General features: G+C 40.7%; 33 protein-coding genes and 1 other annotated feature. Of the genes, 3 read left to right on the top strand and 30 right to left on the bottom strand.

What is annotated here, in order from left to right; genetic code table 11:
- Position 1: 1 nt before the first annotated feature.
- A complete protein-coding gene (locus tag ACZYT3_RS07630) occupies positions 2-1,291 on the top strand; it encodes an oligosaccharide flippase family protein (protein WP_464088222.1) in 1,290 nt (429 codons plus the stop codon).
- On the opposite strand, the gene ACZYT3_RS07625 is transcribed toward ACZYT3_RS07630, so the two are convergent.
- A complete protein-coding gene (locus tag ACZYT3_RS07625; RefSeq protein ID WP_294561274.1) occupies positions 1,245-1,916 on the bottom strand; it encodes a DUF421 domain-containing protein in 672 nt (223 codons plus the stop codon). The two genes, ACZYT3_RS07630 and ACZYT3_RS07625, sit on opposite strands and share 47 nt — an antisense overlap.
- Positions 1,917-1,953: 37 nt before the next feature.
- Here ACZYT3_RS07625 and ACZYT3_RS07620 point away from each other — a divergent pair, with 37 nt between their 5' ends.
- Positions 1,954-2,292 (top strand): hypothetical protein, encoded by a 339-nt coding sequence (locus ACZYT3_RS07620; protein ID WP_294561275.1) that lies wholly within the window; start codon positions 1,954-1,956, stop codon positions 2,290-2,292.
- Between the two features lie 10 nt (positions 2,293-2,302).
- Here the strand turns inward: ACZYT3_RS07620 and ruvB are convergent, their stop codons facing one another.
- The 11 genes from ruvB to ACZYT3_RS07565 form a co-directional block, all read right to left on the bottom strand.
- Complete coding sequence (gene ruvB / locus ACZYT3_RS07615) at positions 2,303-3,304, bottom strand: Holliday junction branch migration DNA helicase RuvB (protein ID WP_294561276.1); 1,002 nt, start codon at positions 3,302-3,304, stop codon at positions 2,303-2,305.
- A 2-nt stretch (positions 3,305-3,306) separates the two neighbouring features.
- On the bottom strand, positions 3,307-3,882 hold the full coding sequence (gene ruvA, locus ACZYT3_RS07610) for a Holliday junction branch migration protein RuvA (RefSeq protein ID WP_464088221.1): 576 nt from the start codon (positions 3,880-3,882) through the stop codon (positions 3,307-3,309).
- Between the two features lie 18 nt (positions 3,883-3,900).
- Positions 3,901-4,539 (bottom strand): HAD family hydrolase, encoded by a 639-nt coding sequence (locus ACZYT3_RS07605; RefSeq protein ID WP_464088220.1) that lies wholly within the window; start codon positions 4,537-4,539, stop codon positions 3,901-3,903.
- Positions 4,536-5,288 (bottom strand): exodeoxyribonuclease III, encoded by a 753-nt coding sequence (locus tag ACZYT3_RS07600; protein ID WP_464088219.1) that lies wholly within the window; start codon positions 5,286-5,288, stop codon positions 4,536-4,538. The genes ACZYT3_RS07605 and ACZYT3_RS07600 overlap by 4 nt, the downstream gene beginning before the upstream one ends.
- Before the next feature lies 1 nt (position 5,289).
- Positions 5,290-5,766: an NUDIX domain-containing protein gene (locus ACZYT3_RS07595; protein ID WP_294561280.1), complete on the bottom strand. Its 477-nt coding sequence runs from the start codon at positions 5,764-5,766 to the stop codon at positions 5,290-5,292.
- 73 nt (positions 5,767-5,839) lie between these two features.
- Entirely contained in the window at positions 5,840-7,126 is a 1,287-nt protein-coding gene (gene obgE, locus ACZYT3_RS07590) for a GTPase ObgE (protein ID WP_464088218.1), read from the bottom strand.
- A gap of 44 nt (positions 7,127-7,170) precedes the next feature.
- Entirely contained in the window at positions 7,171-7,455 is a 285-nt protein-coding gene (rpmA, locus tag ACZYT3_RS07585) for a 50S ribosomal protein L27 (RefSeq protein WP_071442800.1), read from the bottom strand.
- Positions 7,452-7,769, bottom strand: a complete 318-nt coding sequence (locus ACZYT3_RS07580; RefSeq protein WP_464088217.1) for a ribosomal-processing cysteine protease Prp — start codon at positions 7,767-7,769, stop codon at positions 7,452-7,454. Before ACZYT3_RS07580 ends, rpmA begins: the two co-directional genes overlap by 4 nt.
- 1 nt (position 7,770) lies before the next feature.
- Positions 7,771-8,082: a 50S ribosomal protein L21 gene (rplU, locus tag ACZYT3_RS07575; RefSeq protein WP_071442802.1), complete on the bottom strand. Its 312-nt coding sequence runs from the start codon at positions 8,080-8,082 to the stop codon at positions 7,771-7,773.
- A 12-nt stretch (positions 8,083-8,094) separates the two neighbouring features.
- Positions 8,095-8,162, bottom strand: a sequence feature (ribosomal protein L21 leader region).
- A 104-nt stretch (positions 8,163-8,266) separates the two neighbouring features.
- Positions 8,267-8,824 carry an SMC-Scp complex subunit ScpB gene (gene scpB / locus ACZYT3_RS07570; RefSeq protein ID WP_294561283.1) on the bottom strand — a complete coding sequence of 186 codons (558 nt, stop codon included), beginning with the start codon at positions 8,822-8,824 and terminating at the stop codon, positions 8,267-8,269.
- Positions 8,814-9,551 carry a segregation and condensation protein A gene (locus ACZYT3_RS07565; protein WP_464088216.1) on the bottom strand — a complete coding sequence of 246 codons (738 nt, stop codon included), beginning with the start codon at positions 9,549-9,551 and terminating at the stop codon, positions 8,814-8,816. The genes scpB and ACZYT3_RS07565 overlap by 11 nt, the downstream gene beginning before the upstream one ends.
- 491 nt (positions 9,552-10,042) lie before the next feature.
- Here ACZYT3_RS07565 and ACZYT3_RS07560 point away from each other — a divergent pair, with 491 nt between their 5' ends.
- The gene (locus ACZYT3_RS07560; protein ID WP_464088215.1) at positions 10,043-10,732 is read left to right on the top strand and encodes a hypothetical protein; all 690 of its coding nucleotides are present in this window, start codon (positions 10,043-10,045) and stop codon (positions 10,730-10,732) included.
- Positions 10,733-10,811: 79 nt separating this feature from the next.
- Here ACZYT3_RS07560 and ACZYT3_RS07555 read toward each other — a convergent pair whose 3' ends face one another.
- The 18 genes from ACZYT3_RS07555 to ACZYT3_RS07470 all read right to left on the bottom strand — a co-directional run bounded on the left by ACZYT3_RS07555 (position 10,812) and on the right by ACZYT3_RS07470 (position 26,301).
- Positions 10,812-12,215 (bottom strand): FAD-binding oxidoreductase, encoded by a 1,404-nt coding sequence (locus tag ACZYT3_RS07555; RefSeq protein ID WP_464088214.1) that lies wholly within the window; start codon positions 12,213-12,215, stop codon positions 10,812-10,814.
- On the bottom strand, positions 12,212-13,399 hold the full coding sequence (locus tag ACZYT3_RS07550; RefSeq protein WP_464088213.1) for an FAD-binding protein: 1,188 nt from the start codon (positions 13,397-13,399) through the stop codon (positions 12,212-12,214). Before ACZYT3_RS07550 ends, ACZYT3_RS07555 begins: the two co-directional genes overlap by 4 nt.
- Positions 13,380-14,201, bottom strand: coding sequence for an electron transfer flavoprotein subunit beta/FixA family protein (locus tag ACZYT3_RS07545; protein ID WP_464088212.1), 822 nt, complete (start codon positions 14,199-14,201; stop codon positions 13,380-13,382). The genes ACZYT3_RS07550 and ACZYT3_RS07545 overlap by 20 nt, the downstream gene beginning before the upstream one ends.
- Positions 14,202-14,410: 209 nt before the next feature.
- Positions 14,411-15,721, bottom strand: coding sequence for a spore germination protein (locus tag ACZYT3_RS07540; protein ID WP_464088211.1), 1,311 nt, complete (start codon positions 15,719-15,721; stop codon positions 14,411-14,413).
- Positions 15,714-16,064, bottom strand: coding sequence for a SpoVA/SpoVAEb family sporulation membrane protein (locus tag ACZYT3_RS07535; protein WP_294561290.1), 351 nt, complete (start codon positions 16,062-16,064; stop codon positions 15,714-15,716). Before ACZYT3_RS07535 ends, ACZYT3_RS07540 begins: the two co-directional genes overlap by 8 nt.
- 1 nt (position 16,065) lies before the next feature.
- Positions 16,066-17,046, bottom strand: a complete 981-nt coding sequence (locus tag ACZYT3_RS07530; protein ID WP_294561291.1) for a stage V sporulation protein AD — start codon at positions 17,044-17,046, stop codon at positions 16,066-16,068.
- The gene (locus ACZYT3_RS07525; RefSeq protein ID WP_294561292.1) at positions 17,043-17,477 is read right to left on the bottom strand and encodes a SpoVA/SpoVAEb family sporulation membrane protein; all 435 of its coding nucleotides are present in this window, start codon (positions 17,475-17,477) and stop codon (positions 17,043-17,045) included. Before ACZYT3_RS07525 ends, ACZYT3_RS07530 begins: the two co-directional genes overlap by 4 nt.
- A gap of 41 nt (positions 17,478-17,518) precedes the next feature.
- Positions 17,519-18,247, bottom strand: coding sequence for a sigma-70 family RNA polymerase sigma factor (locus tag ACZYT3_RS07520; RefSeq protein ID WP_464088210.1), 729 nt, complete (start codon positions 18,245-18,247; stop codon positions 17,519-17,521).
- Entirely contained in the window at positions 18,213-18,641 is a 429-nt protein-coding gene (spoIIAB, locus tag ACZYT3_RS07515; protein ID WP_294561294.1) for an anti-sigma F factor, read from the bottom strand. Before spoIIAB ends, ACZYT3_RS07520 begins: the two co-directional genes overlap by 35 nt.
- Positions 18,638-18,946, bottom strand: coding sequence for an STAS domain-containing protein (locus ACZYT3_RS07510; RefSeq protein WP_294561295.1), 309 nt, complete (start codon positions 18,944-18,946; stop codon positions 18,638-18,640). Before ACZYT3_RS07510 ends, spoIIAB begins: the two co-directional genes overlap by 4 nt.
- Before the next feature lie 62 nt (positions 18,947-19,008).
- Positions 19,009-20,148, bottom strand: coding sequence for a D-alanyl-D-alanine carboxypeptidase family protein (locus ACZYT3_RS07505; RefSeq protein ID WP_294561296.1), 1,140 nt, complete (start codon positions 20,146-20,148; stop codon positions 19,009-19,011).
- A 38-nt stretch (positions 20,149-20,186) separates the two neighbouring features.
- Complete coding sequence (locus tag ACZYT3_RS07500) at positions 20,187-20,684, bottom strand: hypothetical protein (protein WP_464088209.1); 498 nt, start codon at positions 20,682-20,684, stop codon at positions 20,187-20,189.
- A 77-nt stretch (positions 20,685-20,761) separates the two neighbouring features.
- Entirely contained in the window at positions 20,762-22,063 is a 1,302-nt protein-coding gene (locus ACZYT3_RS07495) for a pyrimidine-nucleoside phosphorylase (RefSeq protein ID WP_464088208.1), read from the bottom strand.
- A gap of 1 nt (position 22,064) precedes the next feature.
- Positions 22,065-22,538, bottom strand: coding sequence for a dihydrofolate reductase (locus ACZYT3_RS07490; RefSeq protein ID WP_294561299.1), 474 nt, complete (start codon positions 22,536-22,538; stop codon positions 22,065-22,067).
- Entirely contained in the window at positions 22,535-23,407 is an 873-nt protein-coding gene (locus tag ACZYT3_RS07485) for a thymidylate synthase (RefSeq protein WP_294561300.1), read from the bottom strand. The genes ACZYT3_RS07490 and ACZYT3_RS07485 overlap by 4 nt, the downstream gene beginning before the upstream one ends.
- On the bottom strand, positions 23,404-24,102 hold the full coding sequence (locus ACZYT3_RS07480) for a pseudouridine synthase (RefSeq protein WP_464088207.1): 699 nt from the start codon (positions 24,100-24,102) through the stop codon (positions 23,404-23,406). The genes ACZYT3_RS07485 and ACZYT3_RS07480 overlap by 4 nt, the downstream gene beginning before the upstream one ends.
- Positions 24,099-25,787, bottom strand: coding sequence for an oligosaccharide flippase family protein (locus ACZYT3_RS07475; RefSeq protein ID WP_294561302.1), 1,689 nt, complete (start codon positions 25,785-25,787; stop codon positions 24,099-24,101). Before ACZYT3_RS07475 ends, ACZYT3_RS07480 begins: the two co-directional genes overlap by 4 nt.
- Positions 25,774-26,301, bottom strand: coding sequence for a hypothetical protein (locus tag ACZYT3_RS07470; RefSeq protein WP_294561303.1), 528 nt, complete (start codon positions 26,299-26,301; stop codon positions 25,774-25,776). The genes ACZYT3_RS07475 and ACZYT3_RS07470 overlap by 14 nt, the downstream gene beginning before the upstream one ends.
- Positions 26,302-26,399: the final 98 nt, after the last annotated feature.

The following is a 26,399-nucleotide window of genomic DNA, read 5'->3' as shown; positions in this document are numbered from 1 at the left end:
TTTGAAAAAAAAAATATTCTATGCAACGATCTCTCTTATTCTGCTTTCAACGATTGCGAAGATACTCTCATTTATCGTCCGTATCTATCTGGCCCGTACACTGTCACTCGAAGCCATGAATCTCTATTCCTTGGCCATGCCTACCCTTGTCTTTCTGATAGCCTTGGCCCAGATGGGGATCCCTACTGCCTTAAGCAAAGTGATCGCTCAAAGCGTTAATCCGCTCAATGGCATCTTATCCTCATTTATCCTGTCACTCATCAACAATTTGATCCTGATCACGCTTTTTCTGATCATGATTCCTTTTTTATCGACACATCTGTTTAAAGACATCCAGATATCCTCAATATTAAAAAGCATGGTCTTCATGATCCCGATGGTCACGCTCAGCGGTTTATGCAAGGCGATCCTTCAAGGAAAGCAGCATCATGCGATTGCCTGTGCTTCCCAGATCTTCGAAGAAGTCTTCCGGCTCATCTTTCTTATCATTGGCTTTTCGCTTTTTCTCAAGGATGCACGTTCATTGGCAACGACAGCCATGTTCAGCGTTTTTGTTGGTGAATGCGGTTCGACCCTTTTCATGTTAGCTTTTTTATTCATAAAAAAACATCCGCTCAAACGTCGTCAGCATGATTTGAAAAAAGAACATTTTTTAGAAATATTATCATTATCCGTTCCCATGACCAGTGCGCGTTTGATCGGCTCTTTGACCTATTTCCTAGAACCGATCATCTTCCTTGCCTTTGCCGATCCTGTTTTATTAAAAAATGCCTATGGTATCTTCAATGGCTATGTTTTGCCGCTGCTGACCATGCCCTCTTTTATCAGTGTCACCTTAGCCAGCGCCCTGTTGCCGACATTTGTGTATGAGAAAAAACATAATCATTTGGAAAAGGCCAAAAAGATCTTTTACATGATGTCTTTGATCTGCCTTTTGATCTCGTTGACCTGTGCGCTTACGACCTATTTCTTTCCAAGTGAGATCTTACAGCTTTTCTATAAGACAAAAGAAGGCAGCGCTTTTCTAAAAAACAGCTCCCTTCCTTTTATCTTCTATTCCCTTCAGCCGGTTTTAAGCAGCATTCTTCATGCTCTTGACCAAAGCAAAAAAGCCTTGATCGACACATTGCTTGGCTGTCTGCTCCGCTTGGCCATCCTTGCTTTGCTTACCCCTTTGCTGCAAGAAAATGCACTGATATTGGCGATCGTTGCCAGCATGCTGACAACGACCTTTCTTCATGCACTTAGAGTGTGCTGGTCCTTGAAAAAGCTAAGCTTGACTTCGAAATAAATGAGAAGCCTGATTTTGTTGCCATGCATAGAAACACATCCGCCACATCCGCAATTCCCTGCTGACGCATGGAGTGCATGATCTCATGGATATCAAAGCCGCTCATCTGCAGATGTTCGCGCTGAAGCTTGCCATCCTGTATCAGGGGAAAGGGATATTTGACCTTACAGTCATTCTTTTTTAACAGCGTTAATTTTCCATTTGTTTCCAAGATGCCAAAAGCAATTTCATGAATGCTTCCGATGCTGCATTCCCTTACTTGCATCATTAAATCATCGATATTATATCTTTCTTTCTTCATCGCCTGCTGGTCGATCAGACCATTTCGTATGAGAATGACCGGTTTTCCATCGATCAATGTGCGAAAGCCTTCAAATTTCATGATCAGAAAAGCAACGATGACCTGCAAGGCAGAAAGCGTAATTAAGGGAATCAATGTTTTTAAGATAGAATCGCTGTTTTCGGTCAGTGACAGTGCTAAAAGTTCAGACATGACAAGATAGATCACGATATCAAAGATGCTTAATTCACCAATCTCACGCTTGCCCATGCAACGCAAGGCAAAGATGATCATAAAATAAAAAAAGAAGCATTTGAAAATCAGATTAAAATATTCATTCATCATTTTCATCTCCATGGCATATTAGTAAGTGAGGTAGATCATGAAAAAAAATATCCGCTCGCTCCTGTTTACGCTTTTATGCTGTATTTTGCTTACACTTATAGTATCACTGATTCTTTCTTTTTTATACTTTCTGAATCTTTTTGTATCATCATTAGCTCTGATATCAAAAATATTTGGTTTTCTGGTTTTGATCATCTGCGGTTTCCTGTTAGGACGCAATATACGTGAAAAGACCTTCTTTTTTGCTTTAGGCTTTGCCTTGGCAGGCTTTCTTATCTGCTTTATCTTTGTTGAAAAAAGTGTCTTTGCCATTCTTTTATTAGCCGCTAAATGGCTCATCTTCATCATCGCCGCTCTATTTGCGAGAAGCATATGAAAAAAGAAGCTTAAAAAAGCTTCTGCTGATATTCTATACCTAAATGCTCATAAGCCTTTGCAGTAACGACACGACCGCGAGGCGTACGATTGATGAAACCGATCTGAAGCAGATAAGGCTCATAGACATCTTCAAGCGTCATCGCTTCTTCACCAATGCTGCTGGCAATGGCCTCCAGCCCCACAGGACCGCCTTTAAAGCGCTCTATGATACCTTTCAGATACTTATGGTCAACCAGATCAAGTCCCTTGGAATCGACATGCAGACGGTCCAATGCCATCTTAGCGATCTCAACGGAAACGACACCGTCATTCATGACCTGGGCAAAATCACGCACTCTGCGGAATAAACGATTTGCGATACGCGGTGTACCACGGCTTCGCAAAGCAATCTCATGGATCGCTTCATCATCGATTTCATTGCCCATGACCCGGCTCGTTCTTAAGATGATGCTGGAAAGCTCTTCGATATCATAATATTGAAGCTGGCTCACGATACCGAAGCGGTCCCGTAACGGTGCAGAAAGATCACCGGCACGCGTCGTAGCCCCTACCAAGGTAAAAGGCGGCAGGCTCAATCGGACCGTACGTGTCGTCGCTTCTTTTCCTACGATGATATCAATACAGAAATCCTCCATCGCCGGATATAAGATTTCTTCGACCTGGCTTGGAAGACGATGGATCTCATCGATAAACAGCACATCACCCGGTTCCAGCGAAGAGAGGATGGCGGCCAGATCGCCTCCCTTTTCAATTGAAGGGCCGCTGGCAGTTTTTATATGCGTGCCCATCTCATTGGCCAGGATATAAGAAAGCGTTGTTTTTCCAAGACCCGGAGGGCCATATAAAAGCACATGGTCCAAAGCCTCATTACGTGCCTTGGCAGCCTTTACGAAGATACGCATGTTCTCTTTTAATTCCTTTTGTCCCACATAATCATCCAAACGCTGCGGACGCAAGGAAGCATCATCCTCATAATTCATCGTTTCAGCTTGTAGTATTCTCTCACTCATGTCTAATACCTCTTCAACAGATAAGAAAGCGCCATACGCATCGCTTCATCTGTATTTTTATAATTACTTTTAGCCACTTCACGAAGCACCGATTTGATTTCCTGTTCACGATAACCCAAAGCAATCAAAGCATCATGAGCATCCTGAAGGTTCTGATCGATCCGTTCCTTGGCATCATCCTTCACGGATACCAGCTTGCCTTTCAGATCTAAAACGATCTGCTGGGCCGTTTTAGCGCCTATGCCGGGACAGCTCTTTAAAAATGTCAGATCGCCCTGCTCGATCGCTTCCACGATTCTCGAAACCTGTCCCATCGAAAGCATGTTCATGGCACTTTTGCACCCCAAACCCTTGACCTCGATCAGACGCAAAAAAAGCTCATAGGTTTCATGCTCCTTAAAACCATATAAGGCAAGAGCATCCTCACGTACATATTGATACGTATATAAAAGTACCTCACTGCCAATTGCATACTGCTTAGGATCAGGGGTAAATATCTGATAGCCGATCCCATGATTTTCAAGGATCAACGCATCATTGGTACTGCCGTACACGCTTCCCTTTACAAAAGCGATCATATCAAACCCTCCTTTACATCAATCTGAATCAAGCAATTCCTGAAATGAATGGATCGTTTTCTCACAGATCCGTTTCATCTCATCCTGATCATGGCTCCACATATCATCTAAAATACCAACAACATTAAAATGTGCCTTATGTGCCGACAAAGCCGCTGAAGCTACATCCTCGAACACTACGCATTCTTCAGGCAAAAGTCCCAGTCTTTCAGCACATAATTCATATATTTTAGGATTTTCCTTATTGTAACCGACTTCATTGGTCGTTATAACATCTTCCATGAAGTCATAAAGTCCCGTACGCTTTAAAGCTGCCACCGCACTCTCCTTATGACAAGAAGTAGCGATGATACACTTACCGATCGAAGCACACCTTTGAACAAACTCATAGGCATACGGCTTCAGGGGAAGCTCATTCTGATATGCGGCATGCGACATATCCTTCCAATCCTGCTGGATCTGTTCGGCCTGTTTATTCACGCCCAATACATCCTTGAAATAATATGAGCATTCCACATAAGTCAATCGCTTGATCGCATCCGTATATTCTCTTTTATATTCAATACCATGCATCGCCATATATTTTTTATCAATATCAAGCCAAAGGCCCAACGAATCCAAAAGCGTACCATCTAAATCAAAAATAAAGCCCTTCATTCTTTTATCTCCAATCCGACAGGTGCATGATCACTGCCTAACACATCCGTATAAATTTTAGAATCGATGATCTTATCCTTCAAGATCTCACTGACGATAAAATAATCGATCCGCCATCCGGCATTTTTTTCTCTTGCCTTAAAGCGATAGCTCCACCATGAATATTCGACCTTATCCGGATACAAATAACGATATGTATCTATAAAGCCGCTATCCAATAATTCGCTCATCTTCGCACGCTCCTGATCGCTGAAACCTGCATTCATGCGATTTGTCTTTGGATTTTTTAAATCGATTTCCTCATGTGCCACATTCAAGTCACCACATAAAATAACCGGTTTATGCTCTTCTAACTTCTTCAAAAACGCACGGAAATCATCTTCCCACTGCATACGGTAATCAAGACGGACAAGTCCATCCTTGCTGTTAGGCGTGTAACAGTTGACAAGATAAAATTTATCATATTCACAACACAGCACTCGTCCCTCCTGATCATGCTCCTCGATACCTATTCCCTTTCTTACCGACAAAGGCTTGATCTTGGAAAAAGTAATGACCCCGGAATAACCCTTCTTTTGTGCACTATTCATATAGATATGATAATCCGGCAAATCAAAATCCAGCTGTCCTTCCTGCATCTTGCTTTCCTGAATACAAAAAACATCTGCATTTTCCTTTAAGAAAAAATCATAAAACCCTTTATTCACACAGGCACGTATGCCATTCACATTCCACGATATAAGCTTCATCCTATTCTCCTATTCTTATTTCTTCAAATATATCTGTTTCAGCTTCCTTCGTACATCCGAAAAAATCAACCTTTTGATCAAAACAGCTTTCAAAGCGAAAAAGAAGATCTTTTCTGATCAGCTTAAAAGCCTGATCGATATCTGCCCAGCAATAATCATCATGCTCATCAGAAAGGACCACCTCTTTATGATCACACCCACACACAAAATCAAAGACAATTGAAGGTAAGATCCTTTGGACACCGTTATAGCCCTTCCGGGCATTTGTAATGGAGGTAACGCAGCTTAGATATCTGATATCTACACAAAGACCACATTCCTCTTGAACCTCTCTTTTCAGACCAGCTATGAGCGTTTCTCCGTTTTCGATGATACCTCCCGGTGTTTCCCAGCCTTTTTTGGGATTGTGTATGAGCAAAAGCTGCTGTTTATTAAAAATAAAGGCTGCCGCACTGACGGTATGACTTGCTAATTCCATATGGATAATAGTATCATTTTATCGCTTTCTTTTCAATCAAAACAAATTTCAAAAAAAAGACAGCCACGCTGTCTTACTCTACGAATGCAAATTCTACGTTGCACAAAATGATGATATCGCCATCCTTGCATCCGGCATCACGCAGTGCCTGATCAACGCCCATGATACGCATCTTACGGGCAAAGCGCTGATCGGCTTCCTCAGAATTAAAGCGAGTTGCATGGAAGGCCTTTTCTATCTCATCACCCACTAATTCCCAACGGCCATTGCCAAGGTTTTTGATCTCAAATGCAGGCTTTGGTTCCTCAAACTTATAGAGAACACCCTGCGTTACTTCCTGATGATTTTCATCCAGGATCAGGAAAGGATCTGTCTGATCCAATAAATCAGCAGCCCGATACAATACAGGCTCCAGTCCTTCATCAATGATCGTTGTCGTTTCAAAGACCTCTATATCCGGATAAGCTTCTTTAAACCGTTTCAGATTTTCGCCGGCTCCTTCCAGATCCATCTTATTGGCAACGACGATCTGTGGTCTTTCTAAAAGACGATATTGGTAATTTGCCAGTTCCTGATTGATGATCCGGTAATCTTCTACCGGATCACGGCCATCATTCGCACCCATATCGATCACATGGATGATGACACGGCAACGCTCGATATGGCGTAAAAACTCATAACCAAGACCCTTGCCCTGTGAAGCCCCTTCGATCAATCCCGGAAGATCGGCCATCACAAAGCTGCGGCCATCCGGTACCTGTACCATGCCCAGATTTGGCTTCAAGGTCGTAAAATGATACTCGGCAATCTCCGGGCGAGCAGCACTGACAACTGATAAAAGCGTACTCTTGCCTACGCTTGGAAAGCCAACCAAGCCAACATCCGCTAATACCTTTAATTCAACGATGACATCTCTTTCATCGCCAAATTCGCCCATCTCACAATATTCAGGGGCAGAATTAACGCTACTTTTGAAATGAAAGTTTCCACGGCCGCCTTTACCTCCCGCACAAATGACCGCTTTTTGATCCTTACGTGTCAGATCTGCCAGAATGGCACCGCTCTTTTCATCCTTGATGATCGTTCCTAAAGGAACCTTCACAATGACGTCTTTACCATTTGCCCCATGCATTTTCTTGGGCTTTCCTTTTTCACCATCTCCGGCAGCTACTTTTTTTGAATAACGCAGATCTAAAAGAGTAAACTTTCCAGTGTCCGTTTCAAAGATGACACTGCCGCCCTTACCGCCATCTCCGCCACTGGGACCACCCAGCGGGACATATTTTTCACGACGAAAAGCTACGATCCCATCGCCGCCTTTTCCTGCTTTACAGTGAATCTTAACTCGATCGACAAACATGCTACGCCTCCTTTAGAAAAAGAAAATCTCCATGACGGAGATTTTTAAGCCTGTGGATAAACAGATACCTGTGTCTTCTTCTTACCTAATCTTTCATAACGAACGATACCGCTTGCCTTCGCAAACAACGTATCGTCACCGCCACGTCCAACATTTAAGCCCGGATGAATCTTAGTTCCGCGCTGACGATAGATAATAGAACCACAGTTAGTAAATTGTCCATCAGCTTTCTTGGCACCTAAACGTTTAGAATGAGAATCACGTCCGTTCTTTGTTGATCCTACTCCCTTTTTAGAAGCAAAGAATTGAATATCTAATACGAATCTCATGATGACACCTCCTGTTTTATTTCAATATATGATGAATACTGCTCTTCGATCGTTGCCAGCTGGATCAGCATCGTCTGTAAGATCAGCTGACATTTCTCATCGAGAAGATTCAAGACTTCGATCACGATTTGTTGACTTACTTGAAGATCAACGCTCTTTGAAGCCAATTTATCCAATGCATTTAATGTTCCAAAGACAATTGAAGAAACCCCGGCACATACCAGATCTTCACCCTTCCGGGCACTTCCGGCATGACCGCTCACCGTTATTTTCTTGATTGCTTCATTCTTTGAAACAACACAGACCCGGACCATCTTAACCTTCGATAGCTTCTACAGTTAATTTTGTATATGGCTGTCTGTGACCCTGTTTACGGTGGCTGCTTCCGTTTTTACATTTGTACTTGAAGATGATGATCTTCTTTCCTTTACCTTGTTTTTCAACCTTTGCTACAACCTTAGCACCCTTAACATAAGGAGTACCTACCTTCGTTGTTCTGTTTGAATAACAAACCACCTTGTCAAATTCAACTGTATCTCCTTCGTTAACATCTAACTTTTCTACGAAGATCGTTGAACCAACTTCACATTTTACTTGCTTTCCGCCAGTTTCAATAATTGCGTACATCGTTGCACCTCCTTCTATCTTTGACTCGCCAAATGAGGGGACCATCGTCTTAACCCTTTTATGAGCGGTTGTACCCAAATAAGGGAAACAACATCCGTATATTACCATAAAGGCACTCAAGAGTCAACAAAATTCGAAAAAAAGCCTTTAAACAAGCATGTTTTTTAAACAATGACAGAAATGACTAATAAATATCATCCTCTTTAAATAATTCACTATCCATATTCTGTTCAACTGCCGGCAGATCCGGAAGCTCTTTTAAGCTTTCAAGCTTAAAGGCATCCATGAACTCCTCTGTTACCTCATAAAGAAAAGGACGTCCCGGACCATCTGTACGGCCACATTCCCGAATCAGGTTTCTGGCCAGCAGCTTACGGATCATCATATCACAATTGACCCCTCGAATTTCTTCGATCTCAATACGTGTCAGCGGCTGTTTATAAGCAATGATCGCCAGTGTTTCCAAAGCTGCCTGGGAAAGCGTAGCCATCTTGCTGCTTGAAAAAAGTGCTTCAGCCGCTTCATGGATCTTCTCCTTCGAAATAAACTTATAGCGTCCGCCATAATTCACACATTCAAAACCATGATACTCCTTGCAATACTCATCCATGATATCCTTGATCAGCTCCAAGACATCTTTTTCCATCATATTACAAGAAGCAGCCAGCTGTTCAAGCGTACATCCTTCATCACCGCTCAAAAAAATCAATCCTTCGATCACGCTGCATCTCTCATCCATCATCTTCCACTCCTTTTACGATCCAGATCTCATCCTCTTCATCAATGATATAAGAAATGATCTGGAATTTGATCATATCTAAAATAGCCATAAACGTAACGATGACCATCTGTTTGCTGGTACAATCGCTGCAAAGCTCTGTAAAACTCATCGTACCTTTAAAACCATCCAACCGCTCTTCAATCTGTTCCCTGCGCTCATCAACACTTAATTCCTTCACCGTCATCTTGGTTTCAAGCGGGTGATTCAAAGCTAAACGGCGCAGCACCTTATTCATGGCCTTCATCAGATCATAAGGACTGCCGCTGAGCTTTTCTTCTTTTACCACGCTCATCCACTGCTGTGTTTCATTGCTTAAAGGTTTTGTATAAGAAAGCTGACGTTCTTCATATAATGGTTTTAATGACTCGCTCGCTTCTTTATAACGCTGATATTCAAGAAGCCGTTTCACCAGTTTGTCACGATGATCTTCTTCATATTCTTCTTTGATCTCTACTTTTTCTTTCGGTAAAAGCTTTTTGCTTTTATATTCCAAAAGACCTGCCAATTCAGTTAAGAATTCACTGGCAATATCAAGATGCATCTCTTCCATCTGATTCAGATATGCCAAATATTGCTCACTTAAAACATCCATATCCAGATCAAAAAGATCCAGCTTATTTTCTTTGATCAAATGATACATCAGATCCAACGGACCTTCAAATTCTGAAATCGTAACTGAAAAATGCATAGAAATCCTCCAACTATGATATTATATCATAATATCTTTGATAAAAACATGCTTTATCTTTTTCAAATATACCTATATACTATATGTAGGTAAACTATGTCCTTCATTACTGTCTTATTACAAAAAGGATGGAGAGATTAATCATAATAAAATAAACAAAAAAAATATGAAAAAAAACAGCTAAAACATTAAGATGTGTATCTTCTGCTGGAAAAACTGCCTTTATTAGTTCATTTCAAATAACTGCAACCGCTTTAGCTGGAGGAAAAGTTTCTGTGTCTGCATTTGAAGGTATGTATTCTCATTAAAACTTAGCTTCAGTGGTAATATCGGTATAACCGTGGGACCAAATTCCAGTGTTTCATCCAGTTTATCTGTATCAGGTTCACTAACGGCAAATTTTGAAAAAATGAATCACGTATATATACCCAGAAATTTATAAATACTAAATCGTTCTAAAATTCTATAAAAAGCTGGAAAGGGGTATGAGCATGTTTAAATTTATTAAAAAACGTCTGATATTAGATAAGAAATCTAGTAAATTGTTTGATTTATTATTGATCGGATTCACGATTGGTATCATAAACTTTATTTTATCAGCTTCCTTTTCTAATTATTTATTTAACAGTTTTAAAATTTCACTCATATCCTATACTGATATAAGTCTGCTAACTGCATTGGCATCTATGCTTTATTTGTATTATTTAGATGAATTACCTGCTTTATCTTCATTGATTGATGATGAAAATATAAAAATTATAATTAAAGGTATTTTATGGTCAATACTTATTGGTCTGATTGTAGCATCTGTTTCTCTTCTCAGTAATCTTTTGCTTCAAGAAATATCTAAGAGCGAAGCACCGCCGATCTTTGTCTTTGAAGTATATCCACCATGTTTTCTTCTTGTTTCTCTTTGTTATATATCTAAACATATACAGTCAAGCAATCAGAAAAAAGATAGAAATTTAAAATATTCGCTGTTCTTTTTAATCATTGGATTTGCCGGCATGCTTTTACGTCTTTTCCTTTTAAATGATGTTTATTTTGGTGGAGAACTTGTGACGATATTTGGTGCCTTTCCTTTTATCATTCACTTGTTTACATATTTTATTTCACCATTGCTTGTCATAGTCGGACTTATCAGGATTTTATTTTCGAAAAACCAAAATAGAAGAAACTGATCCTTAAAAATGCTTTACTATGATTTAATATAAAGAGATGATACATATGAAATTCATATATCATCTCTTTTTCTATCTGTTAATCTACGATCTTACCCGGATTTAAGATGAACCGGGGATCAAAGACCTGTTTGATTTTTCTCATCAATTGAATTTGAGTTTCACCTACAGATTCTTCTAAATATTTCTTTTTCGCATGACCGATTCCATGTTCACCGGAAACTTGTCCATTTAATTCTCTTGCCTTTGCATAAAAGCCATCCATGACTTCATGAACGACACGCGTCCAGGTTGCATCATCCATGTCATCTTTACAAATATATACGTGAAGGTTGCCATCACCTGCATGTCCAAAGCTGCGAATACGCACATGATATTTCTTTGAACATTCTCTTGTATATTCTACAAATTCAACGACCTTGTCAAGGTTCAAGACAACATCACATTCATCCATTTCAGTCGTTGAGTTTTTGATGGCTTCAAGAAAAGCACCTCTGGCATTCCAAATAGCTTCCTGTCTTTCTTCAGTATCAGATAAGAATACATCTAAGGCCTTGTTTTTCATAGCTGTTTCAGAGGCTCTATCCAACATAGATTCAATTTGTGCTTGTGAATTTCCGCTATATGAAACGATCAGATATGCCGGATAATTGCGATTTGGAAATTCCTTTCCTAAATATTCCTGGGCATCATCCAAGACTTCTTTTTCCATAAATTCGATTGTTGTCGCTACATCAGGCAATTTCATGATTTCAGGAACGGTTTTTAATGCAGCTGACAAAGAATCAAACGGGATCAACAAGCTAGTCATCTTCTTTGGAGAAGGCAGGATCTTCATCGTAATACGGGTTACGATCCCAAGTGTTCCTTCCGAACCGATCATAAGATGCAGCAAGCTGTATCCACTGCTGTTTTTTGCTACCTTACCGCCTAATTCCAGGATTTCTCCTTCCGGTGTTACAACCTGCATGCCACGTACATAATCACGGGTAACGCCATATTTCACGGCCCGCATGCCACCGGCATTGGTCATCACATTTCCGCCGACCGTAGCACTTTTTTCACCCGGATCAGGAGCATATAAAAATCCGGCATTCTTTACGACTTCTTGCACTTCCATCAATAATACTCCCGGCTCCAAGGTCACGCTCATGGTATCCGGATCAATTTCCAGGATATGATTCATCAAGGAAGTGTTGACAACGATACCGCCTTCTAAAGGCACACAGCCGCCGCACAAACCGGTTCCGGCTCCTCGAGGTGTTACCGCAATATTCTTTTCAGAAGCATATTTCATGATCTTGGCTGCTTCCTGGGCATTTTTTATCTGAATGACAACCTCGGGTTTCCTTTTCCCGTATATCATCATTTCATCATGAGAATAATCAGGATGAATGTCATCATTCACAAAGATACGATCCTCAGAAACAAAGCTTCTTAAAACTTCAAGATCCTTTTCATCAACTTTCTTATAAGGCTTCATGATTTACCCTCCTTAATTTTCGCAATAAGCTTAGGTATCAACGTATAAATATCATCTACAACCGCATAATGTGCCAGATCAAAGATCGGTGCATGAGGATCCTTGTTGATGGCAATGATCATCTCACTGTCTTTCATCCCTGCCGTAAATTGAATAGCACCGCTGACACCACATGTGATGATTAATTTAGGCTTGACGGTACGTCCTGATAATCCGATTTGCTGATTGACATGTCCCAATCCCTTTTCAACCATTGGACGAGTCACTGCAACGGAAGCATTTAAAAGCGATGCAAATTCACGAATCATTTTCATTCCTTTTTCATCCTTGATCGCTGAGCCGGCAACAACTAAGCTTTCAGCTTCTTCTATGCTTGAAACCTTGGCCTTTTTTTCTACTTTAAGAATTTCAATATCTGATTTTTTTATTTCATCACTGACCTTACATTCAATGATCTTTCCTTGCGGCTTTCTTAACCTCTCAGAAGCATTCATGACCTTATATCGTACGGTCGCAAATTGCGGACGACATCTCGTGTTAATGATCTGGGCCATGATATTTCCACCAAAGGCCGGACGGATTTGGATCAAATCGGTATTTTCACGCATTTCAAGTGAAGTACAATCTGCTGTCAAACCTGTTTGGAAACGGACAGCCACCCGCGGAGCCAGTGAGCGTCCTGTTATCGTTGCACCCACAAGACATACAGAGGGTTTCATTCGATGAATACAGTCCTCAAAAACATTGGCATAGCTATCGACACGAAATATTTCCAAGCTGTCATCTTCATATAAATAAACCCTATCTACACCGCTATATAATAGTTCTTCCGCAAGCTTCTTGATATTTTTACCGGCCATCAAGGCTGCAACCTTCATATGAACGGGCCTGGCTAATTCAAGTGCTTTTCCGATCAATTCGTAACTGATAGGATGAATCATTTTATGATCATGTTCGATATATACCAAAATATCCTGCCATTGGCTTTTATCCACTTCAGCTTTCTGCTCTTCCTCTATATGAATCGCATTTACGGGACAATTTTTTACACAGATACGGCACATCTTACATGCCGCATTGATCTCTACTTTTCCATCGACCATCGACATGGCAGCAAAAGGACATTGTGCTACACATAACCCGCACTGAATACACGTATCATGATTAATTACCAATTGTGCCATGTTTCTTTCCTCCTTCGAACACTTTTAACTCTAAAAGCTTATCATATAATGCAGATGCATTTTCTTCACTCGTGCCTTCCAAGCGTACAGATTCTAAATCATAGGATGGCTCAAAGATCTTCTCTACTTGGGTAGGTGAACCGCTTAATCCATATCGCCGGATATCACGACATTCACAATCATCCATCGTTAATAAATGAATATCTTTCTTTTTTGCCTCCTTCATCTTAAGATATGAAGGCAGCCCCGGTTCAAAGATACCTTTTTCGACAGTCAGAAGACATGGATAATTCAAACGTACCTCAGCCACGCTGTCCATCATTTCCTGCAGAACCGTAATTCCCATTTCATCAGCATCGATCAGCTTCCGCACCCAACTGACATGAGGAATTTTCAGCACTTCTCCAATCGCAGGACCTACCTGAGCCGTATCCCCGTCAGTCGTCTGCTTACCGCACAAAATCAGATCGACATGGCCCATCGTTTTAATTCCCTGTGCCAGAGTAAAGGATGTTGCCAGAACATCTGCCCCGGCAAAACGGCGGTCGCTCATCAGCCATGCATCATCAGCACCTAAGGCCATGGACTCATATAAAACAGCCTTTGCCGAATCGGGTCCCATCGTGATCACATAAATTTCAGCTTGTGTTTTTTCCTTGATACGAAAAGCAGTTTCTAGTGCATATAAGTCATATGGATTCATTTTCGTGTCAATGCCCTGACGGATAAGGACGCCTGTTTCAGGATCTACTTGTACCTTTTGAGTATCCGGTACCTGTTTGACACATACCACTATTTTCATAATTCTCCTCCTTACCAAATCAACGTCTTTATGAAACAATTATAACTATTATAGCACTAAATCCGATAAGGTGAAACCGTTTTCAAGCCAAAACATTGTGAAATAATTTATAAATGCCTGTCCATCCATCAATGGTCATCATGATGCTCAGATATAAATAAATGACAGCACAATTGCTCATGCTGCCTAAGCTTTTTTCTCTTGTTAATCTATTTTGTATAGATATTGGTATCTACGATCATACGCTTCAATTCTTTGATATCAAAAGGAAATAAAGGATAAAGATATGGAAGCTTAAACGTACGTGTTGTCAGAAGCAATAAAAAATGAATGAGCAGGCCGATACAAAAGCCGGTTATTTGAAAGGCCAATGACAGCATCGTCAGCATGATACGCATGATCTTATTCGCCAGTGCCACTTCATAGGATGGAGTTAAAAAATTACCCAGATTGCTTAATGCGACAAGCAATAGGATCTCTTTCGTATAAGCTCCCATTTCAATTCCAAAATCACCTAGGACAAAGACAACCAGAAAGCCCATCATGCTGTTGATCAAATTAGGTGCATACAGAAAGGACTGACGGATCCATTCGATCAAAAGCTCACAGATCAAGACCTGAAAGGCGATAAATCCGATATTACGGCTTTCTGCCGGAAGCTGTAAGAAGGAATGGGGACTTAGCATGCATACGATGATGAAAGGCAAAAGATAGATGCTCATAAAGACACCTAAATAACGGATCAACCGTGTAAAAAATGAAACGATCGGCGTTTGGGTATATTCCTCGATCTGTGAAAGCTGTTCAAAAAAAGTAGTCGGCAGGATCATGGCACTTGGCATGTTATCTACCAAAATGATGATATGTCCTTGAAGCAGATGTATCGCACAGATATCGGGACGTTCGGAATAACGTACATGGGGATAGGGATTTAGCGTTTTGCCATATAGCACTTCAACAAGATTACGTTCATTATTGATTTCAATGTTTTGATTAAGCATCATTCGTTTTTGTATATCCCCAAGAAGCCGGTGATCTGCCTTATCATCCATATAACAGACAGCAATATCATTTTGAGTCATCCTGCCTTCCTGTGTCAGCTCGATCTTTAGCTTTTCGCTTCTGATACGACGGCGAATGAGTCCTACATTAAAAAGGATATTTTCGCTGAAGGAATCATGACTGCCGCGAATGCTTTTTTCAATATTCGGATTTTCGATCCCCCGATTTGGATAAGCACGTGTTTCTAAAGCATAGACTTCATCTTGAATACATACCAGACATTGTCCGCTCATCAATAAAAAAACAGCTTTAGAATAGTCGTCAATCTTTTCAGAAGAACCATTGAAAAAACATAACGGATCCTGATCTTCACTAAATAGAAAGCCTTCGATGATGGAAGTAATTGAACTTGTTGATGTCAGTGAGGAAAGAAACATCATGAAGACGCTTTGATGATTCAGGATGACCTCATGCTTGACGATATCAAAGGATTCAAGATTTTTTAATCGTTCAATCATGGGCTTTAAAGAAAATGGCTACCCAGAAAGCCATAAAGATCGCAAAGCTGATTCCGCTGGCAGTCTTATCAAATAAACCTGTTAGGATACCGATCCAGCCTTCATTCTGAGCGGCACTGAGTGAAGCATGCGTCAGTGAATGACCAAATGAGAGAATCGGCAATGTGGCTCCGATACCACAGATGCGGATCAGAAAATCATAAACGTTTAAGCATTCCAGCAATGAACCGATAACTACAAATAAGGAGGTGATGTGGCCGGGAGTCAGCTTTGTATTATCATAGATCATTTGACCGGCCAAGGCACATCCACCGCAAAATAAGAATCCGTATAAATAAGTCATGCTAGCTCCTTTCAATGCAAATGGCATGGGCAACGCTTGGGATTGAAAGCTTTTGCTGAGTCAAAAAAACATTATGCAAAGAACCGGTCGCTACCAATAAGATTCTCTTCATCTTCTTGCTTCTTAGATCTTTGAATAGCTTTCCTAGTAAAACAGCCATGGAACATCCGCATCCGCTGCCGCCGCAAAAGACATCCTGATGATTGATATCATAGATCATGATGCCACAGTCATTCAGCTTATTTTCTAACTGAAATCGGGCTTTTTCGATCATTTCGGACAGCATTGCATAACCAATCTTTCCCAGATCCCCGCTAACGATCAGATCATAATCATCAAAGGTGCGCCCCAGATCTTCAAAATGAGTCATGATCGTCTGATAAGCTGCCGGTGCCATGGCCTTTCCCATATCATTGACATCGCTAAACTGCCAGTCGACGACACTGCCGATCGTAAAAGAGGTAACCTTAAGGTCAGAAAATTCATTACTTAACAAAACTGCACCGCTGGCAGTAACCGTCGATGTCGAACATTCTTTTTTCTGTACACCGTATTCATTCGGGTATCGAAACTGACGTTCCGCAGCCTGTGTATGAGAGCTTGTAAAAGCAAGGACATGCTTCATATGCAGATGTTCTACTGCCATCGCCGCATGACCGATCGTCAATGCCGAATTGGAACAGGCACCATAGAGTCCTACAAAGGGAGCTTTCAATTCACTTGCTAAATAATGGGTGCAAAGCTGGTTGATCAAATCTCCGGCATAGATCAGATCCACCGTTTCAGCCTTTCCTTTTTTCAGACATTTATCTACACATAGACGATTCATTTCTATTTCTGCTTGTTCAAAGGAAGGCTGATTCAAATAGGGATCACAGGTATAATCATCAAAATAAGAACCTAAGGGTCCTTCTTTTTCTAATTTTCCGACAATGACATTTTCACTTTTCACATAGACATTCTTAAATTGCAGCGTCGTCATAACATTCTTACCCAATAGGTGATCAAAGAAAAGATGATCGCACTGACAATTCCATAAGTAATGACCGAGCCTGCCAGCTTGAACATATTGCTTCCGATACCATAAATCAATCCTTCCCGTTTACATTCCAGCGCTGAGCTGGAGAGTGCGTTTGAAAATCCTGTAATAGGAATGAAAAGTCCTGCTCCGGCATATTTCGCAAGCTTGTCATAAATTCCCATGCCGGTAAGTATCGCGGCGATGAATATAAAGAATAAGATCGTTAAGATACCGGCATTTTCTTTAGAAAAATATATCATCAGCCAGTCGTTCAAAAGCTGACCGGATACTGCCAGCATCCCTGCACTGATAAAGGCTATCAATGCTTTTCTTGCCTTGTGGTCATTCACCTGATGGCGTGAACTGATTTCATGCAATTCTTTTTGATTCATAAAAAATCCTCCTTTTCATTAGTATGAACAGGAGGATTTGATTAAATCATTTTATCTTTCAGTTTTTGCAGAATACCTTTCTCAGCTCTGGAAATCTGTACCTGTGTACAGTTAAGACGTTTGGCCACCTCACTCTGGCGGAATCCCAAGGTGTAACGGAAATAAAGGATGAGCTTTTCTTTTTTGCTAAGAAAGCTGATTTCATGATTTAAGCCTAATATAAGGACCTCATCTTTTACCACATCCGCAAGCTGATCATTAAGGGTGATCGTCTTTCCATCACTTTCAGTGATCTGTTCATCAATGCTGGAAATATGCTGATGGGCATCAAAGGCAATATAGACCTCTTCAATGCTGCATGCACAGGCAGCGGCGATCTGCTCATAAGTAGGCTCACTGTTCAGCTCATGTATCAGCCTTTCCCTTTGCGCAAGCATACGGATATAATTCTCCTTGATCGAACGCGAAATGCGGATCGAACCATCGTCACGGAAAGAACGCTTGATCTCTCCTAAGATGATCGGAATCGCATAGGTAGAAAACTGGACATCCTTGGAAAGATCAAAGTGATTGAGTGCCTTCATCAGACCAACGATACCGATCTGGAAAAGATCCTCACGATTTCCTTTATATAAGAATCTCTGAATACATGAATAAACCAATCCCTGATTTTTTAATACGAAGTATTCCTTCGCTTCTTCATCATTTTCTTGAATGATGCGTATCAGCTCAAGATTACTTAGATTTTTGTAGCTGTTTCTGGACGACAACGCTCGTACCCTCTTTCAGACGTGAAATCACATCAAAGCTATCTGAGAAGGTTTGCATGATCGTCATCCCCATCCCGCTTCTTTCAAGCTCAGCCTTACTTGTATATAGAGGCTCCATCGCCTGCCTGATATCTTCAATGCCATTTCCCGAATCACTGATGATCATTGTCACACAGCCATTATCATCATAGCCGATTTCCAGCTTCACAAGCTTATTGGGATTTGAATCATATCCATGAAGGATGGCATTGGTCACCGCTTCGGAAACGATCGTCTTGATCTCCATCATCTCCTCGATCGTTGGATTGAGGGGAGAAAGAAAAGCACAGGCCGTGATCCTCGCAAATGATTCATTTTCCATACGGCTTTTAAATTTTAATGTTACTTTATTCATAAGCAAGCCTCTTCCTTGATCAGATGAAAAAGTCCCGACATGGCAAATATCACCCGATGATGCTGATTCAAGCCTCTTAATACTAACTCACACTGATTCGATGCACACTGCTTGTAGCGTGCAAGCACAAAACCGATACCTGTACTATCCACAAAGCTGACATCAGTAAAGTCCAGAATGACCTTTGCCGGATGCACTGAATCGATCAAACGAATACATTCTTCTTTGATCAGCGAAATCTGATAATCATCTACATCTTCATTTAAATAAAAAGTCAACACATCTTTTTTCTTTTCAACGCGCATAACTCATTCCTTTCGGATTCATTTTATCACGTTATGAAACAAATGTGGTGACTTGCGACAAACTAAGTCAAAACTCGCCAAAAAGACATCTGAAAATAATCCAAAAACTGCATCTTGGAAACGCTCTGTGCCACACCGATATCAACGATACTTTCACTTTGATTATCATAGATGATCCTTACTTCACCGATCTTCTCTTGAGCATCTAACGGCAGATCAAAGCGTGTCTGTGTAAATATCTGTGAAGTCACATCTACCTTTTCATCCTTATTCAAAACAACACCTACATCATTCAAATAAATCAGATCAACCTCATGCGGCAGCCCGACCTCAAAGGTATGACGCTGATATACCTCATTCTTCTTGAAAATAGGCTGATAGATAACCTTAGAAAAACCAACGTTGATCATTTCCATCACTTCCGCATTTCTCGTTTTAGAATCCGGTTCCTTCATCACCACACCGATCAAACGTAAATCATCCTTTTTGGCCGTAACTGTAATACAGCTTAATGCTTCCTGGGTAAAACCGGTTTTCAAGCCATCGACACCTTCTACATGTTTGACAAGCTTATTGGTATTGACCAGCCAGAACGGATTGGCACTATCCTCACGAATATAGGCATCATAGGTAGAAGTAATGGAAAGAAGCTCCTCCTTTCCCACTTCGATCAGCTTTTTGGCGATCAATGCCATATCCTTGGCACATGAATAATGATTTTCATCATGCAATCCCGTCGTATTTTCAAAATGTGTATTGACTAAATTCAATTCACTGCCTTTTTCATTCATCCTGGCAACAAATTCAGATACGCTGCCACTGATCCTTTCCGCAAGTGCCACCATCGCATCATTTGCACTTGAAATACAAACTGCTTTTAAAAGATCCCTGACGCTCATCTGTTCATTAGGCTGCAAGAAAACCTGGCTGCCTCCCATGCTGGCAGCATTTGTTGATATGCTCAAGATCTCCTCTGACTTTAAAGAACCATTATTGAGGGCTTCATAAACAAGGATCAAGCTCATCATCTTTGTCATGCTGGCAGGAAAAAGCTTTTCTTCACCATTCTTATCGTAAAGCACCTTTCCTGTTGTCGCCTCAATAAGATAAGCACTTTGGGCATGAGCCGCCAGCTCTTCTTCACCATGAACATTTTGTGTAAAACAAAAAAAGCATAAAAATAAGAGAACTACTTTTTTCATAAACCACCTCATCCTATTTTATGAGGCAATGAGAAAAGTTAGACATCGATCGAAGAACTCTTTCTTATCAGAAAAAGAAAGATGACACGCAAGACCCCCAAGCTTAATACACTGAAAAGAGTCAGGATATCTGCATATCGTGCACTTACCTGTTTAAATATTTTATGTGACAGAAAACAATCTAAGACAAAGCCGCATAGCAGTAATAAAAGAAATACTACGAACAAAACTGCATGAAAGCTTTGAAAATGATAAAAATAGAAACCTAGCAATATGATCAAACAATTATTCAATGCCAGTATCCCACCAAGCCTGTTTGAATGGGCTGCTTTTCCCAAAAGATATTTATTATAAAAGGGGATCCATGCCTGCCAATATCCGCTGTCATGGGCATTTTTATAAATCTGCATCAACGCAACGCTTTCAAATACATAGGTAAATAACAGATAAGCCATGAGAATAAGAAAGATTGCGACAAAAAAATAAAAAATTGCCGATAAGATGCTAATTAGAATAAGAACGCTTATACCACCCATAAGATCACCTCAATATGTAAATATTATAACATATGATAAAAAGAAAAGCATTCTCATAAAGAAAATGCTTTTTCATGTTATTCAATGACCTTATAGATCAATGGTGCCTTTTCAACCTTTTCATTGCTCATTTCAAAGCAATCATAGAAATGATCGATCCACTCATCGCTCAATGGCTGATCTGTATGGATGGTCGCTAAAAAATCACCAATCTCAACATGATCACCATCTTTTTTATGAAGAACGATTCCCACAGCATGATTGATCGTATCTTCCTTTACCGCTCTTCCGGCACCGATCTGCATTGCCAATGTTCCCAGCTCCAATGCCTTCAAGCGTTTCACATAACCCTCTTTTTTAGATGCCAGTTCAATTTGCATCTTTGCCTTAGGAAGCAGCTCCGGATGGAGGACCTGCTCAGGATTTCCGCCCTGTGCCTTGACCATTTCAACAAGCTTGCCAAGAGCAGCACCGTTATCAATATTTTTCTGAAGCATGGCTCTTGCTTCCTGTTCATTTTCAGCCAGTTTTCCCTGCATCAGCATGATTGCACCGGCATTCATGCATAATTCTTTAAAATCTTCAGGACCTTCATTTTTTAAAGTGGCAATGGCTTCTTCAACCTCTAAGGCATTGCCGATCGCATTGCCTAACGGCTGGTCCATGCTGGAGATCATGGCACGGGTATCCTTATTTAATTTTTTGCCGATTGCTATCATGGTGCGTGCCAGCTTTTCCGCATCCTCAGGAGTCTTCATAAAAGCTCCATCTCCGAATTTCACATCTAAAAGGATCGTATCAGATCCACTGGCAAGCTTTTTGGACATGATGCTTGAGGCAATCAGCGGAATGGAATCTACGGTTGCAGTCACATCACGTAAGCTATATAATTTCTTATCTGCAGGTACCAGCTGTTTGGTCTGACCGATGATGGCCAGACCGATTTCATTGACCTGTTTTTTAAACTGTTCTTCATCCAAAGCAACCTGAAAGCCATCAATTGATTCAACCTTATCTAAAGTTCCGCCGGTATGACCAAGCCCTCTTCCGCTCATCTTTGCAACCTTCAGGCCACAGGCAGCGACCATCGGTGCCAATGACAGGGATGTCTTATCACCTACACCACCTGTTGAATGCTTATCTGCTTTGATGCCGGCAATATCACTCAGATCAATGATCTCACCGCTATGCATCATCTCATCACAAAGCCATGCGATCTCATCATCATTCATTCCCTGAAAATAGATGGCCATGCATAAAGCGCTGACCTGATAATCCGGAATGCTCCCATCTACATATCCTTTGATCCAGAAGGAAATCTCTTCTTGTGTTAAGGCAAGTCCATCTCTTTTTTTCTCAATTATATCTACAAAACGCATATTATGCTTCCTTTCTTTGCAGTGTTACGACACTGAATCGTTCATATTTCTGAATGCTGACCGTTTCAAAATCATCCTCATCATAATCAGGAAAATACGTATCTCCTTCATATGCCTGATCGATGACGCTGATCACCATTTTATCTACATAAGGCAAGGCTTCTTTATAAACCTGTGCCCCACCGATGACAACTAATTCTTTGTCATTATTTTTATATTTGTCAATGACTTCTTTTATATCATGAATGACCTTTACGGCATCATCATGATATTCATAGTTTCCCCTTGTCAGCACGTAATGAAAGCGATGCGGCAAAGGCTTCTTGAAGCCTTCAAAGGTCTTACGGCCCACAAGCAGATCCTTGTTCATCGTATAATCACGAAAATGCTTCAGATCCTCTTTGATGTTCCATGGCATCCAGCCATCCTTGCCAATCAGATGATTGACATCATAAGCAACGATAAGGGAAATCATACGCTGACCTTTCCTTTGATTGCCGGCCATGGATCATAATCAACGATTTTAAAATCATCATATGTAAAATCATAGATGCTTGTCACATTCGGATTCATGACCAGCTTCGGAAGCTTTCTTGGTTCTCTTGAAAGCTGGGTTTCGATCTGTTCAAAATGATTGCTGTAAATGTGGACATCTCCAAAGGTATGAATGAACTCCTTTGCTTCATAACCACAGACCTGAGCTATCATATGTGTAAAAAGGGCATAAGAGGCAATATTGAACGGTACGCCTAAAAATACATCGGCACTTCGCTGATAGAGCTGACAGGATAAATATTTTTTATCTGAGGAAACATAGAATTGCATAAAGGCATGGCAAGGAGGAAGAGCCATATCTTTGATCTGGGCAGGATTCCACGCACTGATGATATGTCTTCTGGAAAAAGGATCATTTTTCAAATCATGGATCAGATTTTCCAGCTGGTCCACCCCAAAGAAATCACGCCACTGATGTCCGTAAACCGGACCCAGATCACCATACTTCTTCGCAAAATCATCATCATTTTTGATCTTTTCGATAAATTCTTCCATGCTCTCATTCTGATAAGCATCAGATTGCTTATATTTTTCATAAGGCCATTCATTCCAGATACGTACATGATCCTTAACGAGAGGCTGGATATTCGTAGAACCGCTGATAAACCATAAAAGCTCTAATGCAATTCCCTTGAAAAATACCTTTTTGGTCGTCAGTAAAGGAAATCCTTCCCGAAGATCCATCCGCATCTGATATCCAAAGCAGGATTTCGTACCCGTATGGGTACGATCCATTCTCATCTCACCATTTTCCATGACATGTCTGCATAAATCCAGATATTGTTTCATAATTGTCCTCCCAATTCTTTAATTTCATCCTCACTTAAGCTGCGCCATTCTCCTGCCTTTAGGCGAGCATCCAGCTTCAGCGGACCAAACGCCACTCTTTTTAAATAAACGACCTCATTTCCGACATGATGAAGCATACGCTTGACCTGATGATACTTTCCTTCCTGAATTGTCAGATAGATCTCCTTTGAACTGATCCGCTCGGCCCTGCCCGGCTGATAGATTTCATCTTTGAGCTCGATGACCTGTTCAAGCTTTGAAAGCATCTCTTCTGTCACCTCATTTGCACACTGCACGTAATACTTCTTGTCAACATGATATCTTAAAGAAAGCAGACGATGGGCCAGTGCTCCATCATTGCTGATTAAAAGCAGCCCTTCCGTATCCTTATCCAGTCTGCCAATCGGAAATACATCATCTCTTAAAGGAATATCAAAACAATCTAAAACTGTTTTATCCTTACGGTCTGTTGTCGCACTGACAACTCCCTGCGGCTTATTCAACATATAATAAACATATTTTTGATAAATGATCCTTTGATCATCAAATAAAATGATATCATCTGCTTCATTGATCTTCAGATCCTCTTTTTTTACGACACAGCCATTGACCTTGATCCTTGACTGTCGTATCAGCGCTTTAACTTCCTTGCGCGTTCCCAGATTTGCATGGGCAAGATATTTATCCAATCTCATCTTCTTTTCAGCTTTCTGATGATCATCTTAAAATTGATATGGAAAAGCTGCTGCGGAAGCTGGAAAACAGCCGTCAAAGCTACATAGACGATCAGGACGATCACTCCTTCCAATACAAACAGCGGTATCATCTCAATTCTGCCAAAGCGGGTAATATCTCCAAAGATCGCATGAAGCCCCATATATACAAGACTTGTCAGCAAAAGACAGAAGCACATCACCAAGATCTTTCTTAACGTATAATTCCAATTGATCTTATATTGACGATTGAGATAATAAACATCCATCACGATGATCGTGATATAAGAAAGCAGATTGGACATCGTTGCCCCGGTCATTCCAAAGATCTGGACACAGAAAAATAATGAAATAAACTTCACGACAGCTCCAACAGCTAAAGAAATCAAAGGTTCCTTACGCAATCGGCAGGCAATCAACAGTGATGTAAATAATGGTGCGATCGTTCCGAAGATTGCATCTATCACACGATAGCGCATCAGATAATCCTCGTAATCAAGCTGCTGGATCGTTGCCACGACCTGACCCAGACCATCACTCATGGAAAGTGTAGGATTACCGAATAACAGATACATGACTTCTTTTGAAAAGAAAAACAAACAGAAGGACAACGGCAAAACGATATAAAGCACTGACTCTAACGTATCCTTCACATGCTTGCAGACCTGCTTGAAATTTTTACTTTCCAAAGCAGTAGTAATATAAGGAATCAGCGAGGCACTGAAACCGACAGCGAGGATCTGCGGTATCGCAATGATCTTTTTCGTATGCATCGCTATGACCGTACCATAAATATAATTACTTAAATCAGCATTCATTCCGGTGGATTCCAGGGCTCTTGAGAAGAACATCAGATCGATCATATCCGAAGAATAGGCAACGATCGAAGAAACAAAGTAAGGGATCGCGATGATGATCAGCTCTCTCAGCAACAGCTTAGGATTATTGTTGGCAATTCTCTCTTGGGTTGCCGCCAATTCCCTCATTTCCTTTGTTTCCTGCTTATCATACTTATAAATATGCAGTAAAGCACAAATCGCTGAAACAGTTGCCGAGAAGACCGCAAAATATACGGCCCATATCTGATCTTTATCAAAGATATAGACAGCGATGGCCCCTGCACCTAACAGGAAAAATACTCTGACCAGCTGTTCAAAAACCTGTGAAAAAGCATAAAGCTCCATCCTCTTCAAGCCTTGATAAAAGCCGCGATAACCGCTCAGCACCGGTACAAAAAACAAAGCAAAAGAAATGATGATCAATACGTTCTTCGTAATTTCAATATCTTCCGCACTGCTTCCTTTGGCAAGTATCAATTCCGCAAGCTGGGTGCTGGTCAGCAGGACAAAGCACATTCCGGCAAACCCCAACGCCATCATCAGCCCCAAAGAAAGTTTTTTGATCAGCAAAGCTGTCTTATAGTCTTTTACGTTATAATATTTAGCTACCATCGTCGCAATGGCAAACGGAATACCGGCTACCGATATATTCAAAAGATAAGAATAGATGTTATAAGCATAACCATAAAATCGAATATTCTGATCTCCGGCAATCATATTAAACGGTATGACATAGACCAATCCCAACACCTTGGAAAGCAATACCCCGGCACTGGAAATCAGTCCTCCAAATATGATCGATTGCTTACGATTTTCATTCATTGCCATCCACTACCTCTTCACCTACAAAATCATCATAATTTGCATTAATGATAAAATATATATAATTGTCTGTCTGATTCCTATCTCGATAAACAACAAGACAATTCAGCACGAACGCCTTCTCGCTGCTCGTACCGCTGATACCTATTCCTTCATAATACCCTCTGTCGACATTGACTTGATTCGGGATCATGTTATATACCGTATCTTCAAAGATACCGATACTTGGTGCAACCTGTTTTTCATTGATCTCCGCAATATTTGCCCCGATCATCTGAACATTGCTCATTGCAACTCTTGGATTAAAGATTCTGACCTCATATATGTAGCCATCCTCGCTTTTTTCCATCTGAAAATCCCAGTCAAACGGTATATTCGTGGTAATCTGCTTCGAATTGTCAATCAGCAGCTCCATAAAGTTTTCATATCTTTCATTCTGCTCCTGTTCATTGCTGCCATTCGATTGAAAGCAGCCTCCCAGCAAAAGTGTTAAACACAGCAGTATTCCTGTTTTTTTCATGACAACACCTCGTCAACATTGTATCACAATTAACAGCTAAATGGTACTATAAAAAGATCTCCTGCATTTTTCAGGAGATCCTTTCAAGAATTAACAGC

The organism is Traorella sp. mt218, assembly GCF_055420025.1.
The sequence above is the reverse complement of the archived record's forward strand: the minus strand, read 5'-3'. Positions and strand labels throughout refer to the sequence as shown.

Coding starts and splice junctions, on each gene's coding strand:
- ruvB (WP_294561276.1), bottom strand. CDS start 3,304: ATGAGTGAGAGAATACTACAAGCTGAAACGATGAATTATGAGGATGAT.
- ACZYT3_RS07505 (WP_294561296.1), bottom strand. CDS start 20,148: ATGAAAAAAGTAGTTCTCTTATTTTTATGCTTTTTTTGTTTTACACAA.
- ACZYT3_RS07475 (WP_294561302.1), bottom strand. CDS start 25,787: ATGGCAATGAATGAAAATCGTAAGCAATCGATCATATTTGGAGGACTG.
- ACZYT3_RS07555 (WP_464088214.1), bottom strand. CDS start 12,215: ATGAAGCCTTATAAGAAAGTTGATGAAAAGGATCTTGAAGTTTTAAGA.
- ACZYT3_RS07495 (WP_464088208.1), bottom strand. CDS start 22,063: ATGCGTTTTGTAGATATAATTGAGAAAAAAAGAGATGGACTTGCCTTA.
- obgE (WP_464088218.1), bottom strand. CDS start 7,126: ATGTTTGTCGATCGAGTTAAGATTCACTGTAAAGCAGGAAAAGGCGGC.
- ACZYT3_RS07530 (WP_294561291.1), bottom strand. CDS start 17,046: ATGACGACGCTGCAATTTAAGAATGTCTATGTGAAAAGTGAAAATGTC.
- ACZYT3_RS07485 (WP_294561300.1), bottom strand. CDS start 23,407: ATGAAACAATATCTGGATTTATGCAGACATGTCATGGAAAATGGTGAG.
- ACZYT3_RS07625 (WP_294561274.1), bottom strand. CDS start 1,916: ATGATGAATGAATATTTTAATCTGATTTTCAAATGCTTCTTTTTTTAT.
- spoIIAB (WP_294561294.1), bottom strand. CDS start 18,641: ATGAATAAAGTAACATTAAAATTTAAAAGCCGTATGGAAAATGAATCA.
- ACZYT3_RS07580 (WP_464088217.1), bottom strand. CDS start 7,769: ATGGTCCGGGTCTGTGTTGTTTCAAAGAATGAAGCAATCAAGAAAATA.
- ACZYT3_RS07470 (WP_294561303.1), bottom strand. CDS start 26,301: ATGAAAAAAACAGGAATACTGCTGTGTTTAACACTTTTGCTGGGAGGC.
- ACZYT3_RS07565 (WP_464088216.1), bottom strand. CDS start 9,551: ATGCATTTTTCAGTTACGATTTCAGAATTTGAAGGTCCGTTGGATCTG.
- ACZYT3_RS07600 (WP_464088219.1), bottom strand. CDS start 5,288: ATGAAGCTTATATCGTGGAATGTGAATGGCATACGTGCCTGTGTGAAT.
- ACZYT3_RS07550 (WP_464088213.1), bottom strand. CDS start 13,399: ATGGCACAATTGGTAATTAATCATGATACGTGTATTCAGTGCGGGTTA.
- ACZYT3_RS07480 (WP_464088207.1), bottom strand. CDS start 24,102: ATGAGATTGGATAAATATCTTGCCCATGCAAATCTGGGAACGCGCAAG.
- ACZYT3_RS07540 (WP_464088211.1), bottom strand. CDS start 15,721: ATGATTGAACGATTAAAAAATCTTGAATCCTTTGATATCGTCAAGCAT.
- ACZYT3_RS07595 (WP_294561280.1), bottom strand. CDS start 5,766: ATGGAATTAGCAAGTCATACCGTCAGTGCGGCAGCCTTTATTTTTAAT.
- ACZYT3_RS07605 (WP_464088220.1), bottom strand. CDS start 4,539: ATGAAGGGCTTTATTTTTGATTTAGATGGTACGCTTTTGGATTCGTTG.
- rplU (WP_071442802.1), bottom strand. CDS start 8,082: ATGTACGCAATTATTGAAACTGGCGGAAAGCAAGTAAAATGTGAAGTT.
- ruvA (WP_464088221.1), bottom strand. CDS start 3,882: ATGATCGCTTTTGTAAAGGGAAGCGTGTACGGCAGTACCAATGATGCG.
- ACZYT3_RS07525 (WP_294561292.1), bottom strand. CDS start 17,477: ATGAATCAAAAAGAATTGCATGAAATCAGTTCACGCCATCAGGTGAAT.
- ACZYT3_RS07545 (WP_464088212.1), bottom strand. CDS start 14,201: ATGAAAATAGTGGTATGTGTCAAACAGGTACCGGATACTCAAAAGGTA.
- ACZYT3_RS07535 (WP_294561290.1), bottom strand. CDS start 16,064: ATGACTTATTTATACGGATTCTTATTTTGCGGTGGATGTGCCTTGGCC.
- ACZYT3_RS07500 (WP_464088209.1), bottom strand. CDS start 20,684: ATGGGTGGTATAAGCGTTCTTATTCTAATTAGCATCTTATCGGCAATT.
- ACZYT3_RS07510 (WP_294561295.1), bottom strand. CDS start 18,946: ATGCGCGTTGAAAAGAAAAAAGATGTGTTGACTTTTTATTTAAATGAA.
- rpmA (WP_071442800.1), bottom strand. CDS start 7,455: ATGAGATTCGTATTAGATATTCAATTCTTTGCTTCTAAAAAGGGAGTA.
- ACZYT3_RS07560 (WP_464088215.1), top strand. CDS start 10,043: ATGTTTAAATTTATTAAAAAACGTCTGATATTAGATAAGAAATCTAGT.
- ACZYT3_RS07490 (WP_294561299.1), bottom strand. CDS start 22,538: ATGATTTCCCTTATCGTTGCTTATGATGTCAATCATCTGATTGGCAAG.
- scpB (WP_294561283.1), bottom strand. CDS start 8,824: ATGATGGATGAGAGATGCAGCGTGATCGAAGGATTGATTTTTTTGAGC.
- ACZYT3_RS07620 (WP_294561275.1), top strand. CDS start 1,954: ATGAAAAAAAATATCCGCTCGCTCCTGTTTACGCTTTTATGCTGTATT.